The organism is Salipiger thiooxidans, from assembly GCF_900102075.1.
In the GTDB taxonomy this organism is placed as follows: Bacteria; Pseudomonadota; Alphaproteobacteria; order Rhodobacterales; family Rhodobacteraceae; genus Salipiger; species Salipiger thiooxidans.
The window spans coordinates 266,517-280,194 of sequence record NZ_FNAV01000009.1 but is presented as its reverse complement, the minus strand read 5'-3'; the positions used below and the strand labels follow the sequence as shown (position 1 = coordinate 280,194).

Sequence of the window (13,678 nt, the reverse complement as noted above, 5' to 3'; positions counted from 1 at the left end):
ACGAGGCCCTGCGCGCCGCGAAATACCTCGGCCGGGCCCTCTGGCGACGATGGAGCGGATACCACCGCAGGAGCCGCGTCGAGACCAAGATGCATTGTGTGAAACTGCTGGGCCAGCGGCTCATGGCACGGGACTTCGACCGACAGGTCGCCGAGCTCCAAGTCCGCATCGTCGTCCTGAACGGCTACACCGCGCTCGGCATACCCGTCACGGAAGCTGTAGGATAAGTCCGTCTGGGAAAAGGGGAACCTCGGCGTTCAGCCGATTTGTGCAACAGAGCCATGCCCAGCAGTAGATCAATACGCTGGCTGAGTAAGCTTTGCCGAAAATAGGCAGGATGCCGATTTCGGACATCGGGCAGCCCGAAGTCCTGCAGATTCTGTCTCCCATCTGCACCGTCAAACATGAGACCGCTCGGCGCGTGGCTCAGCGGATGAAAGCTCCTCTTGATGTCGCCCGCTCACGGGGCCACCGTTAAGGCGAGACCCCCGTTACGGTCGTCATCGATGACCCTGACGAACTTGGAGCGCGAGTTGCTGAGCTGCGTCGAAGAGCTCGGGAAAGGCGTAATCGACTGAATGAACAGATTGGCCGAACAAGAAGATATGCTCGCGAAGTTGTAAAAGGACCTGCGCGCATCGTTGAGCGGCTTGGAAAGCTCATTGCAGGACGCGCCGCCCACCGAAACGACGGAGGCCCAACCAGAGAAGCCCGTCCGTGGGTTCCTAAGACGCAGCAAGTGGCATTACCTGAGCAGCGCGACGCTGTCGCGTCTTCACCGCCGACAGAGCGCAGGACAGGCGCGAGCAGCTCGCCATAGTCGGCCCCTAGGGCGACAGTCGACTCAGCGAACTCAACGACGTCCAGGCGCCGCTCACCACCTTCCACTTTGGCGACAAACGACTGGGGTCGTTTCATGCGGTCTGCGAGTTGCTGCTGGGTCATTCCAGCGGCCTTGCGGGCATCCGTCAGCGCGCCAAGCAGCGCCAGATGCCCCGATGTTCTGAGACTACGCGCCAATCGCCGCTCTCCAAAAGGGTCGTACCCTTGCCGCGTAATCCTGTTTTAATATTATCCCATTATGGGATATTTGGCGATGTTGAGGTGGATTCAGTTCTGTCCGGTTCTGGTCGCGTGTCGTCGTCAGCGCTTTCCGCCATTGTGTTCCTCTATGCCGTGAGCGGGTCGGCTACTGCCGACGCACTACAGGCGGCCGGCGGCATCGAGGCGCGGCCTTACCCTTACAGGCTCCTCGGCCTGCGGCCGGGTGATCCAGTCGATGATCTGGCTGCACTTTCCGCGAAGCGGTCGGAGGCGCGGATGCGGCAGCCGGGGGGCTCTCGCGTGGCGGCGGGCAGCGCGTCGATCTGGAGCGATTTCGACCCCGGCGCGTCGCTGCCATCCGTCCTGTGCCGCGCGGTGGCCTTCCTCTGGCCGGCCGCGGCGTCGGATGCCGACCAGTCACGGAGGTGGCGGGTCAGAGCACCCGCCGCAGCCCCGCCTGTACCTTCTGCAGCGCCGGCAGGTAGTCGCGCACCAGCGTCTCGGCGCCGTCCTGCGTGGCGGCCATGCCGGTGTTGAGCGCCGCCACCGTCACGCCGCGTGCGTCCAGTACCGGCACCGCGATCGAGCGCAGCCCGGTCTCGACCTCCTGATCGATCAGCGCGTAGCCCAGCCGTCCGACCTCGTCGATGCGGGCCAGCACCTCCTCGGGGTCGGTGAGGCTGAAGGCGGTGCGCGGCGTCAGGTCCGAGCCCTCGACGATGGCGCGGGCCTCGGCCTCGGGCAGGGCGGCCAGCAGCACCCGGCCCATCGAGGTGCAATGCGCCGGCAGCCGCGAGCCCGGCATCAGCCCGATCGACATCACCCGCCGTTGCGCGGCGCGGGCAAGGTAGACGATCTCGGCCCCGTCGAGGATCGAGACGGAACAACTCTGGCCGATCTGTTCCGTCAACTGGTCGAGCCACGGCTGCACCACCTGGCTCAGCGGCAGCGAGGCCAGCGCCCCTATGCCCAGCCGCAGGGTGCGCGGCGTCAGGGTGAAGTACTTGCCGTCATACTCGGCGTAGCCCTGGGCATGCAGCGTCAGCAGGCAGCGCCGGGCGGTGGCGCGGTCGAGCCCGGTGGCCGCCGCGACCTCCGAGACCGAGCGGCGTGGATGCTCGGCCCCGAAGCATTCGAGGACCCGCAACCCCTTGGCGAACGAGGCGATGGTGTCTGTCTTGTTCAACATGCGAACAGAACTCCGTGCGATGCGAACAAATGTCAATATGCGCACGGATCGTCTGGCAACGCGCCGGGACGGGGCCTAGCACTTGGGGCAGCAGGCGCGCGGGCGCGCGCCATGAAGGAGGATTGTCATGGACAAGAGACTGGCCTCGCTCGCCGAGGCGGTGTCGCGCATCCCGGACGGAGCCACGGTGATGATCGGCGGCTTCGGCGGATCGGGCGCACCGATCGAACTCATTCACGCGCTGATCGACCACGGGGCGAAGCACCTGACGGTGGTCAACAACAACGCCGGCAACGGCCACGTGGGCCTCGCCGCGCTGATCGAACAGGGGCAGGTGGACAAGCTGATCTGCTCGTTCCCGCGCAGCGCTGATCCGGTGGTCTTCACCGAAGCCTACCGCGCGGGCAGCATCGAGCTGGAACTGGTGCCGCAGGGCACGCTGGCCGAGCGCATCCGGGCGGGCGGCGCGGGCATTCCCGCCTTCTACACGCCCACGAGCTACGGCACCGACCTCGCCAAGGGCAAGCCGGTCGCCGAGTTCGACGGCCGCTCTTACGTGCAGGAACGCTGGCTCAAGGCGGACTTCGCGCTGATCAAGGCCGAGACCGGCGACCCGCACGGCAACCTGACCTACCGGATGGCGGCGCGGAACTTCAACCCGATCATGGCCACCGCTGCCGCCGTCACCATCGCGCAGGTGACCCGCGTGGTGGAGCGTGGCGGCATCGACCCCGAGCAGGTCGTGACGCCGGGGATCTTCGTCGACCACGTGGTCGAGGTCGCCGCCCCGGCACAGGAAGAGGCACTCAACCGCGCGGAGGTCGTCTACCCATGAGCGACATTCAGGACATCAAGCTGTCGAACGCCCAGATCGCCTGGCGCGCCGCGCAGGACATCGAGGACGGCGCATACGTCAACCTCGGCATCGGCTTCCCCGAGATGGTCGCCCGCTTCCAGCCCGAGGGCCGGCAGGCGATCTTCCACACCGAGAACGGCGTGCTCGACTTCGGCAAGGCGCCCGCGCCCGGCGAGGAAGACTGGGACTGCATCAACGCCGGTAAGAAGGCGATCACGATCAAGCCAGGGACCGCGTTCTTCCACCACGCCGACAGCTTCGCCATGGTGCGCGGCGGCCATCTCGACGTGGCCATCCTCGGGGCCTACGAAGTGGCGCAGAGCGGGGATCTCGCGAACTGGTCGACCGGCAAGGGCGGCGTTCCCGCGGTGGGCGGGGCGATGGACCTCGTCCACGGTGCCAGGCGCGTGGCGGTGCTGACCGACCACGTCACCAAGAAGGGCGAGCCCAAGCTCGTCGCGGAATGCACCCTGCCGCTCACCGGCGTGGGCTGCGTGACCCGGGTCTACACCTCGCTTGCGGTGGTCGACATCGAAGACGGAAAATTCATCCTGCGCGAGAAGGTCCCGGCGATCTCGCTCGAGGACCTGCAGGCGGTGACCGGGGCTCCGCTGCACGTGGAGGGCGAGATCGGCGACCTGATCGCTCCGGAGGAACTGGCATGACCGACGTTTACATCTGCGACTACATCCGCACCCCCATTGGCCGCTTCGGCGGCGCGCTGGCACCGGTGCGGGCCGACGACCTTGGGGCAATCCCGCTCAGGGCGCTGATGGCAAAGCACGATCTCGACTGGGCGGCAGTGGACGAGGTGATCTTCGGCTGCGCCAACCAGGCGGGCGAGGACAACCGCAACGTCGCGCGCATGTCCTCGCTGCTGGCGGGGCTGCCCGAGACGGTGCCCGGCACCACGATGAACCGGCTCTGCGGGTCGGGCATGGACGCGATCATCACCGCCGCCCGCGCCATCAAGGCGGGCGAGATCGACTTCGCCATCGCCGGTGGCGTCGAGAGCATGTCGCGCGCGCCCTTCGTGATGCCAAAGGCCGAGAGCGCCTTCAGCCGCTCCAGCGAAATCCACGACACCACCATCGGCTGGCGCTTCGTCAATCCGCTGATGAAGGCGCAGTACGGCGTGGACTCCATGCCCGAAACCGCCGAGAACGTGGCCGAGGATTTCAACGTCAGCCGCGAGGATCAGGACGCTTTCGCCCTGCGCTCGCAGCAAAAGGCAGCCGAGGCGCAGGCCAACGGCCGGCTCGCGCGCGAGATCACCCCGGTGAGCATCCCGCAGCGCAAGGGCGATCCGGTCGTGGTCGACCGCGACGAGCACCCGCGCGCCACCACCGCCGAGGGGCTGGCCAAGCTCCGAGGTTTCGTGAAGCCCGGCGGCACGATCACTGCGGGAAACGCCTCAGGTGTGAACGACGGGGCGGCGGCGCTGATCCTTGCCTCCGAGGCGGCGGCCAAGGCGCATGGGCTCACCCCCGTTGCCCGCGTGCTGGGCGGGGCCACCGCCGGCGTCGCGCCGCGGATCATGGGCTTCGGCCCGGCGCCCGCGTCGCAGAAGCTGATGGCGCGGCTCGGCCTCGCGGCCAGCGATTTCGCGGTGATCGAGCTCAACGAGGCCTTCGCCTCGCAGGGGCTCGCGACGCTGCGTGAACTCGGCATTGCCGACGACGACCCGCGGGTGAACGCCAACGGCGGCGCCATCGCGCTTGGCCACCCGCTCGGCATGAGCGGCGCGCGCATCACCGGCTCGGCGATGCTCGACCTCAAGCCGGGAGAGAAGTCGCTCTCGACCATGTGCATCGGCGTGGGGCAGGGCATCGCCATCGCGCTCGAGGCGATCTGACCCTGACGATGGAAGGCCTGCCCGAGGGCGGGCCTTCGCGCAAGACGCTCAGAGCGGGTCGCGTTGGGCGGTGAGCCTGACGATCCGGTCGCGCGCGGCATCGGCAGCCTGTTGCATGGCCGCTGCGATCTCGGACACCTTGGGGTCCTCGCTCACCCGTTCCAGCAGCCGCACGCTTGATTCCGCGACGCTGGCGAGGTTGGCAAAGGCGTGCAGCGCATCGCCGAGCGCGGCATCCTTCGGGTCGTCGCTGGTCAGACCTGCAGCAAGGGGGACCTCGATCTGCCGGCAGATCATCAGCACCGTGGCGACCGCATGGTCGCGACGCTCCAGCGGCAGGATCTCGACTTCCCAGGCGGTGGCCTCTTCGTCGCGGCGGCAGAGGCCGGTAAACGCAGCCGTCTCGCCGGCGAAGGCGCGGGCAAGCGCAAGGTCGGCGCGCTCGCGCTCCGGGCTCTGCCAGCGCTCGGCCCAGACCTGCCCGCAGATGTCGGACAGCGCGACCTCGAGCAGGTCTAGCCCGCTCTGGTTCACCGCGAGGATACGGCCCTCGCGGTCGATCACCATGGCACACACTCGCGTCCGCGCGGCGATATGGCCAAGCATCGCGACGGTTGTCTCGTCGCTCATCAGGTCACGGCTCAGAATCACGTCAACCACCCCCGCTCAAATCCGCGGGAGGAATTTAGCGCGAATGATAAATCGATTTAAGAGGTCAAGTGCCGGTCAGTCGTTTTTTTGCTGCAATTTTGCAAAGGCGGTCTTGAATGCCTGCTCGATGGAGGAGGCCGAGAACGGTTTCTGGACGATGGTGCAGGGCGGGTAGGTCTCCATCAGCTCGGCCGTTGCGCCGTAACCGGTGGCGAGCACGAAGGGCACCCCGGCCGCGTAAAGCGCCTCCGCCACCGGCAGCGACTGCTCGTCGCCGAGGTTGACGTCAAGCAGGGCAAAGTCGACGCGGTTGGTCTCGAGCCACTTGAGCGCGGACGACACCGAGGAATGCGTCTTGACCTCGGAGGCGCCAAGATCCTCGAGTGTCGCCGCCGCATCCATCGCGATGATGAGCGAGTCCTCGACCACGAGCCCGGTGCCGCTCAGCCGCAGGGCGCCATCCCCGACCGCGGCGCCCGGGGCGGGGGCCGCAGGCGCGCTGCCCGGCTGCCGCACAATCTGCGAGATCACCGTGGAGGGCAGGCGGAAATGGGCCTCGACGCCGGTCATCTTGTAGCTGATGTCGGCATCGCCCTTGAGCTCGTGCGGGATCGAGCCCTCGATGATCATGGTGCCGAAGCCGCGGCGCTTCGGCGGCGTGACCGGCGGGCCGCCGCGCTCGATCCAGTCGATGAGCATGCCGCCGCTGCTGTCCTCTCTGAGCTTGACGTGGACCCGGCCGCCGGTGTCGCAGAGCGCGCCGTACTTGATCGAGTTCGTGGCCATCTCGTGCAGCACCAGCGCCATGGTGGTGAAAGCGGTCGAGCCGATCAGCGCGTCGGGGCCCTCGATCAGCACCCGTTCGGTCTTGCCGCTGGCATAGGCGGCGAATTCGCAGGTGATGAGGTCCCGCAGCGAAGCGGGCTCGAACTGCTCGGAGGTGAGCTGGTCATGGGCCCGCGCCAGCGCCTGTATGCGGCCGTCGAGGTTGGCGGTGAAGTCCTCGAGCGTCGTTGCCGAGGACCGCGACTGCGCCAGCAGCCCGCGCATCAGGTTGAGGATGTTGCGGACCCGGTGGTTGAGCTCGGAGATCAGCAGTTGCTGCTGCTCCTGCGCGCGCTTGCGCTCCAGGTTGGCGGCGTCGGTGACCTTGAGGAAGACCTCGAGCAGCACCGTGCGCAGCCGGTCGGCGGCGTGCAGCTCCTGCGGCGACCAGGGTGCGCAGCGCCCGGTCACGGTCTCGCGCCAGGCCTCGAAGCTCTTGCGCGGGGTCAGCCGGTCGCCGTTGGGCCCCACGATCGCGGGCTTGGTCGGATCGCCGGCCCAGTTCACCGTCTCCTCGACCTGGCGCCGGGTCAGCACGAGATAGTCGCGCGGCCGCTTCGAGATCGGGATGGCAAGGATGCCGGCGGTGCGGGTGGCGTAGTCGCGGGCCGGCTCCACCAGCTTGCCGAGGCAGTCGGTCTGGAACACCGACGAGCCGATCGAGCGGTCGAGGAAGCGCGCCATCGAGCGGAACTCCCCTTCGCTGGGGACCGAGCCGGTGGCGTTGAACTCTTCGTTCTCGAAAAGCACCAGCCCGTCATGGGGGATCACCTGCCGGATGTCCTCGGACACCGCGAGCAGGCTCTCGGCCATGGGACGGCCGTTCGCCATGTGGCCCATGAGCAGGGTCTGCAGGCGGCTGGCCTCGTGCTCGGCACGCTTGCGCTGCCCGTCCTCGAAGCGCGACAGCTCGTAGGAGAACATGTGCGCGAACATCTCGATGGCGGTGCGGCGCTCGTAGTCGATGTAGCGGGGGCTGTGGTGATGGCAGGCAAAGAGCCCCCAGAGATCGCCGTCCTTCATGATCGACACCGACATCGAGGCCTCGACGCCCATGTTGCGCAGGTACTCGATGTGGATGGGCGACACGGCGCGGGTGACCGCCAGCGACAGGTCGATCGGCCGGCCGTCGAGCGACGCGCCGGGGGTGATCGGGGTGCCGGGGTCATTCACGTCGGCGATGAGCCGCAGCAGCGAGCGCTTGTAGAGCGCGCGGGCCTGCACCGGAATGTCCGAGGCGGGGAACATCATGCCGTCGTATTTCGCCATGCCGTCCGAACGGGTCTCGGCCACGACCTTGCCCGAGCCGTCGGGCTGGAACTGGTAGACCATGACGCTGTCGAAGCCCGAGAGCTCCTGCAGCGCGCGCGCGGCGGTGCGGGTCAGGGCGTGCAGGTCGCGGTTGCGGCTGAGCGCGGCGATCTGCGGGTAGACCTCGGCCAGCACGTCGCGGCCGCTCTGCGACATCTTGGGCTCGAACTCGATGACCAGCATGTCGTCGGAGCCATGCACCGAGACATCGAAGGCGCGCCCGCTGGCACACATGGTGACGTTGAAGAGCCGCAGCACCCCGTCGGGCAGCTCGACCACGCGCAGGTTCCGGCGGATGCGGTCGAAGGCGTCCGACACGATAAGCTCGTGCAGGGGCCGCCCCAGGGCATCGTCCGCCGAAACGCCGAGGATCTCGCCGAGGTTCTCGGAGGCGTGCTGGACGATCCAGTCCGACGACAGCGCGATCAATGCGCCGTAGGACTGTACCTTCCCGAGCTGGTGGATGGGTTCGCGATCGCAGTTGGTAAGGTCGACGGCTTGGCTGGAAACGTGGCGGGGCGTGTCGACGGTCATGGGCGAGAGTCTTTCGTCATCGGGGCTGCGCCAGGGCCGCCCGTTGGAACAGTGCGAAGCCGGTGTTCGTGTCCTTCACGATACGCTCGGCCCTTGAGCTGCCGGTTGCCACATCGTCGAGCATCGCGCAATGGCGTCGCCACAGGTCGGGCGCGGTGCCGGTGAGGAAGTACTGCGGCACCTCCTCGCGCTTGCGGTCGCCGAAGAGCTGGCGGCGCATGGTCTCGGTGCCAAGACGCGAGCCCAGCACGAGGTAGTCGACCGCAAGCGGGTCGAGCGGATCGGCGGGCTCGATGGGGGCGGGCGTGCGCCCGAGGCCGCGCAGGTCGAAGGCCAGCCGCCCGATGATGTCGGTCAGTACCAGCCCCGAGAGCAGCACGTCGCCCGCGGCACGACTCTGCAGCAGCGCGGTGAGCGCGCTGTGCTGCGTGGCAAGGAACCACGGCAGTTGTCGGTCGGGTGCGCGGAGAAAGCCCTCGAACAACCGTTCGGCGCTGTCATGGTCCGCCCGACTGCAGTGTCTGAGGAGGTGTCTGAAGGAGATGGGAGTGTCTACGATGGTCGGGGCGAGGGCCGTCTGGTTTTCCAATGTCTTCTGAGCGCCGTCTGCAAGCATACCTGTTCAGAAGTTGACAACGCGCTAAAGCTGCGTCGGTTCCGTCGCGGCACAAATTTTTTCCAGGGGGCCAGCTTTTTTCGCGGCGGGTGTTCCAATACCGGTTGCCGGTCCGGTCCAAGCGGAAAGCCTGCCCGGCGGCGCGTCTTCGCCGGGGCTGGTGGCGGGGCGTATCAGCCCACGATCTCGACATTGAGCAGGGCGCAGCGGCGATCGTTGCGGACCACGGCGAGGGCCGCGTCGAGCGCCGGGCGCAGCTCGTTCGGGTGCGAGACCCGGCGGGCCCAGGCGTTGCTGGCCTCGGCCACCTTGCAGAACTCCGGCGAGGGGCTCAGCCCGGTCAGCGGCATGGCATTGGCGCGCGAGGCGGCACCGTCCGGGTAGAGCCCGGTCACAGAGTGCCGCACCGCGCCCCATTCGCCGTTGTTGAGGATCACCACCAGCACTGGCAGCGCCAGCGCCTCGGCGATCTGGTGGCAGGCCACGGGGTTCGAGAACATGTAGCTGCCGTCGCCCATGGTCGCGATGCAGAGCCGGTCGGGCTCGGCCAGCTGCGCGCCGAGCGCTGCCGGGAAGGACCAGCCGAGCCCGCCGGAGTGTGGCTCCTGGAACCACGAGCGGTGGTCGCGGCGGGGCAGCGGCCCCAACATCGTGCCGAGCTCCGAGAACACCGAGCTTTCCAAGCCGAGCGCGTCCAGCGCCTCGCCGAGGATGCGGCTCACCGAGGGCTTGGTCAGCCGCTCGCCCGCCGGTGCGGTGGTCTCGACGAGTGTCCGTTGCCGCGCGAGGCTCTGCTCGGCGAGGCGGTCGCGGCGGGTGTCCACGAGATGCTGGTCTCGGGGCAGATCCTCCATCGCGGCGATCAGCGCGGGCAGGGTGCGGGCGCTCTCGCCACAGATCGACAGGTCCGAACGGAAGTTGCGCACCGGAAAGCGCGAGAACAGCGGGTCGGGGCCGATGTTGACGATCCTGGCATCCGCACGCGGCCGGTGGGCGTCGGGCATCCAGGGTGCGAGACAGTCGAGAATCACCACCACGTCGGCCTCGGCCAGCCACGGGCCCGGGTCGGCGCCGACGTGGCTGGGGTGGTCGGTGGCAATGGCGAGATGCGTCGCCCACCATGAACAGACCCCGATGCCCCAGGCGTCGCACCAGCGCGCGAAGGCGGCGAAGCTCTCGGCATCGCCCGCGCCGCGCTGCGCCACGATGAGGGGCCTCTCGGCCCCGGCCAGCCAGCGCGCCAGTGTGGCGATGGCCTGCGGGTCGGGCGCGGGCTCCACCGCCGCCATCGAGGGCGCGCGGTCGAGCCCGTCGGCAGGCACCTCCTCGCAGAGCACCTCGCGCGGGATCGAGAGGTAGACCGGCCCTTTGGGCGTCGAGGTGGCGATGGCGTGGGCGCGGTCGAGCAGCTCGGGGATCTGCTCGGGGAACTTCAGCTCGTAGTCCCACTTGGCGGCCTCGCGCACCAGCGCGGTCTGGTCGCGCATCTCCTGTCCCCAGCCGATGGGCACGGTGCGGGCGCCGAAGCGGCCGGCCTCGGTCACCGGGGTGCGGCCCGACATGAGGATCATCGGGATGTGCTCGCAGGCGGCGTTGATGGCACCGATGGCGCCGTTCGCGAGGCCCACGTTGGTGTGCAGCATCACCGCCTGCGCCTTGCCGGTCATCAGGTAGTAGCCGTGTGCCATGCCCATCGCGGCGTGCTCGTGCGGCATGACCAGCGCCCTGGGCAGGTCGATGCCCTCGGCGGCGGCCTGCGCCAGTCCCTCGATGATCGGCGGAAAGTCGGTGCCGGAATTGGCGAAGACATAGTCGACGCCCAGCGCCTTGAGCCGGGGGAAGATCGCCCCGCCGGCCGTCATCGTGGCCCTGTCCCTCATGTCATCCTCCCAGAAGTCGTGGCAGCCAGAGCGTCAGCGCGGGGAAGGCCAGCAACAGCGCCACCCGCAGCAGCTCGGCACAGAAGAAGGGCGCGACGCCCTTGAAGGTCTCGATCATCGGCGTGTCCTTGGCCAGCGCCGAGATGATGAAGACGTTCATGCCCACGGGCGGCGTGATCAGCCCGAGCTCGACCACGATCAGCGCGAGGATGCCGAACCAGACCTTGAGATCCTCGGTGCTCATGCCGTAGCCCGCGCCCTCGGTCTCCTGGTAGAGCCCGCCGTTGATCTCGAGCAGCATCGGCCAGAAGAACGGGATCACCAGCAGGATCATCGACAGGCTGTCCATCAGGCAGCCGAGCAGGATCAGCGCCACGAGGATCAGCACCATGACCATCATCGGCGCCATGCCGCTGTCGGCGATCCATGCAGCCGCCTGCTGCGGCAGGCCGATGCGGGACATGAAGATCTTCATCAGCTCGGCGCCGAGCAGGATCAGGTAGATCATGCCGCTGGTGCGCGCCGTGGCCTTGAGTGCTGCGGCACTGGTCCGCAGGTCGAGTTTCCCCTTCAGCAGCCCGTAGAGCCAGACGAGGAACACGCCCACCGCCGCTGCGGGCGTCGGGTTGAAGAAGCCCGCGTATATGCCGCCCAGCACGAGGCCGAAGATCACCATGACCGGCAGCAGGCCCAAGGTGGCCGAGACGAACTCGGCCCGGTCGGACGCGCCGCCCGGCGGGCCGGCCTCGGGGCGGACGGCGACGTAGATGGCGATGGTGACGATGAAGAGGATCACCGCGAGGATGCCAGGCAGCATGGCGGCGGCGAACATGGTGACGATGTTCGCCTCGACGATCACCGCGTAGACGATGAGCACCACCGAGGGCGGGATCAGGATGCCGAGCACGCCGCCCGCGGCCAGCGAGCCGGTGGCAAGCGCGCCCGAGTAGTTGTAGCGCTTGAGTTCGGGCAGGGCGACCTTGCCCATGGTCGAGGCGGTGGCAAGCGACGAGCCGCAGACCGCGCCGAAGCCCGCGCAACCGGCAATGGCGGCCATGGCGGTGCCGCCGCGCATCCAGCCGAGCCAGGCGTTGGCGCCGCGGAACAGCGCCTGCGACAGGCCTGCCACGGTGGCGAGCTCTCCCATCAGGACGAACATCGGCACCACCGAGAGGTCGTAGATCGAGAACTGCCCGTAGGCGAGGGTCTTGAGCTGCGACAGCAGCAGCGCGGGGCCGTTGAGCCAGGCGATGCCGATGCCGCCCACGAGGATCATACCGTAGGCGATGGGGATGCGGATCGCGATGAGCACGACCAGCACGACGAGGGCGAGGATGCCGAGGGTGATGGGATCGCTCATGCGCGGGTCTCCCGCAGGGCCTCGAGGCAGGTGACGGCGGCAGCGGCGATGAGCAGCGCCAGCGAGATCAGGATCGGCACGAAGCCCCACCAGATCGGCACCTGCAGGATGGCGGTGGTGTAGTCGTATTCCCTCTGGTCGAGCATCCCCAGATACATGCGCCAGACGAGGATGGTGGCGAAGCCGAAGGCGATGAGCGCGGCCACCGCGCGCAGCACCGCCAGCACCGGTTTCGGCGCGCGGGCGGTGAAGATGTCGGCGGTTACGTTGGCATCGGTGAGCTGGCAGTAGGGCAGGAAGGCAAAGACCGCGACGGCGACGCCGATCTCGGTCAGCTCGAAGTCTCCGGGGAAGGGCTTCCAGAAGACGGCGCCCACCACCGAGACCACGTTGATCGCCACCACCGCCAGCAGCACGACCCCGCCCAGCAGCGCCCAGGCGGTGACGAGCCGTGCCACCGCAGCGGAGAGCCCGCTGCGGTGTGCCGTCTCGAAGGTGAACATCAGTTGCTCATCGCCGAGCTGTTCTCGTCGATCAGCTTGCGTGCCATCTCGACCATGGCGGCGCCGTCCACGCCCTTGGCGGTGACGTCCTCGATCCAGCGGTCGACCACCGGCTCGAGAGCCTCGGCAAAGGCCGCGGTCTCTTCCTCGGTGAGGGTCACGTGGGTGTTGCCCGCGTCGGTCGCCACCTTGATGCCGCGCTCGTCGATGTCGCGCCAGACCTTGCCGACCTCGGCCACCCAGTCACGCCCCGAGGCGTCGCGGAAGGCCTTCTGGATGTCCTCGGGCAGGCTGTCCCAGCGCGCCTTGTTCATCGACACCTGGAAGGTCGTCGTGCCGAACCGCACCTTGTCGTAGCCCTCGATCTGGTACTTGGTCTGGTCCTGGATCTTGAGCGCGGGGATGATCTCCCACGGGATCAGCGCGCCGTCCACGACCTTCTTCGACAGCGCCTGCGGCAGGTCCGGCACCGGCATCGACACCGGCGAGGCGTCGAGTGCCTCGATCGCCCAGGCGCCGGTGCGGGTGGGGATGCGCAGCTTCATGCCCGCGACGTCGGCGGGGGTGTGGATCTCCTTGTCGACGGTTTGGAAGGCCTGGCCCGCGTGCACGTGCAGGAACATCGGCTCGACGCCCTTGTACTCGTCGGCGAGATACTCGTCATACATGTCGAACATCGCGAGGTTCGCCGCCGCCGGGTCGTTCTTGAAGACGAACGGCAGTTCGAAAACCTCGGTGCGGGGGAACAGGCCCGGCGTGTAGCCGTTCACCGTCCAGACGAGGTCCACCACCCCGTCACGCACCTGGTTGATGAGTTCTGGCGGGCGGCCGCCGAGGGTCATCGAGGGGTAGATCTCGATCTTCACCTTGCCGCCGGAGTTCTCCTCCACCGCCTTGGCCCAGGGCTCGAGCATGTCGGTCTGGGCCGGGGCCTTGGCCCCCAGGAAATGGTGCAGCTTGAAGACGTGTTCCTGAGCCCAGGCGCCGCCGGCGGCAAGGGCGAGGGCGGCGGCAAGCGCCGCGGTCGTAAGTCGTTTCATGATGTGGTCTCCTC

General features: G+C 68.0%; 12 protein-coding genes and 1 pseudogene. 5 read left to right on the top strand and 8 right to left on the bottom strand.

The window, feature by feature from the left end; all coding sequences use genetic code 11:
* A pseudogene (locus tag BLQ77_RS15540) lies at positions 1-227 on the top strand (IS5/IS1182 family transposase); the annotation flags it as partial.
* Between the two features lie 92 nt (positions 228-319).
* Entirely contained in the window at positions 320-478 is a 159-nt protein-coding gene (locus BLQ77_RS29875) for a phage integrase central domain-containing protein (RefSeq protein WP_375360206.1), read from the top strand.
* A 999-nt stretch (positions 479-1,477) separates the two neighbouring features.
* Here the strand turns inward: BLQ77_RS29875 and BLQ77_RS15530 are convergent.
* Complete coding sequence (locus tag BLQ77_RS15530; protein ID WP_089960832.1) at positions 1,478-2,233, bottom strand: IclR family transcriptional regulator domain-containing protein; 756 nt, start codon at positions 2,231-2,233, stop codon at positions 1,478-1,480.
* 127 nt (positions 2,234-2,360) lie between these two features.
* Here BLQ77_RS15530 and BLQ77_RS15525 point away from each other — a divergent pair, with 127 nt between their 5' ends.
* Genes BLQ77_RS15525 through pcaF form a run of 3 tightly spaced genes read left to right on the top strand, consistent with a single transcriptional unit; the run spans position 2,361 to position 4,944 of the window.
* A complete protein-coding gene (locus BLQ77_RS15525; protein WP_089960830.1) occupies positions 2,361-3,068 on the top strand; it encodes a 3-oxoacid CoA-transferase subunit A in 708 nt (235 codons plus the stop codon).
* Positions 3,065-3,754 (top strand): 3-oxoacid CoA-transferase subunit B, encoded by a 690-nt coding sequence (locus BLQ77_RS15520; RefSeq protein WP_089960826.1) that lies wholly within the window; start codon positions 3,065-3,067, stop codon positions 3,752-3,754. Before BLQ77_RS15525 ends, BLQ77_RS15520 begins: the two co-directional genes overlap by 4 nt.
* Positions 3,751-4,944: a 3-oxoadipyl-CoA thiolase gene (gene pcaF / locus BLQ77_RS15515; protein WP_089960823.1), complete on the top strand. Its 1,194-nt coding sequence runs from the start codon at positions 3,751-3,753 to the stop codon at positions 4,942-4,944. The genes BLQ77_RS15520 and pcaF overlap by 4 nt, the downstream gene beginning before the upstream one ends.
* A 48-nt stretch (positions 4,945-4,992) precedes the next feature.
* Here the strand turns inward: pcaF and BLQ77_RS15510 are convergent, their stop codons facing one another.
* The 7 genes from BLQ77_RS15510 to BLQ77_RS15480 all read right to left on the bottom strand — a co-directional run bounded on the left by BLQ77_RS15510 (position 4,993) and on the right by BLQ77_RS15480 (position 13,664).
* Complete coding sequence (locus tag BLQ77_RS15510; RefSeq protein ID WP_131822022.1) at positions 4,993-5,574, bottom strand: PAS domain-containing protein; 582 nt, start codon at positions 5,572-5,574, stop codon at positions 4,993-4,995.
* A 96-nt stretch (positions 5,575-5,670) separates the two neighbouring features.
* The gene (locus tag BLQ77_RS15505) at positions 5,671-8,265 is read right to left on the bottom strand and encodes an HWE histidine kinase domain-containing protein (protein WP_089960818.1); all 2,595 of its coding nucleotides are present in this window, start codon (positions 8,263-8,265) and stop codon (positions 5,671-5,673) included.
* A gap of 16 nt (positions 8,266-8,281) precedes the next feature.
* Entirely contained in the window at positions 8,282-8,749 is a 468-nt protein-coding gene (locus tag BLQ77_RS15500; protein ID WP_089960816.1) for a heme oxygenase-like domain-containing protein, read from the bottom strand.
* Positions 8,750-9,054: 305 nt separating this feature from the next.
* On the bottom strand, positions 9,055-10,761 hold the full coding sequence (locus BLQ77_RS15495) for a thiamine pyrophosphate-requiring protein (protein WP_089960813.1): 1,707 nt from the start codon (positions 10,759-10,761) through the stop codon (positions 9,055-9,057).
* A 1-nt stretch (position 10,762) separates the two neighbouring features.
* Positions 10,763-12,121 carry a TRAP transporter large permease gene (locus BLQ77_RS15490; RefSeq protein ID WP_089960810.1) on the bottom strand — a complete coding sequence of 453 codons (1,359 nt, stop codon included), beginning with the start codon at positions 12,119-12,121 and terminating at the stop codon, positions 10,763-10,765.
* A complete protein-coding gene (locus BLQ77_RS15485) occupies positions 12,118-12,624 on the bottom strand; it encodes a TRAP transporter small permease (protein ID WP_089960806.1) in 507 nt (168 codons plus the stop codon). Before BLQ77_RS15485 ends, BLQ77_RS15490 begins: the two co-directional genes overlap by 4 nt.
* Complete coding sequence (locus BLQ77_RS15480) at positions 12,624-13,664, bottom strand: TRAP transporter substrate-binding protein (RefSeq protein WP_089960804.1); 1,041 nt, start codon at positions 13,662-13,664, stop codon at positions 12,624-12,626. Before BLQ77_RS15480 ends, BLQ77_RS15485 begins: the two co-directional genes overlap by 1 nt.
* Between the last annotated feature and the right edge of the window lie 14 nt (positions 13,665-13,678).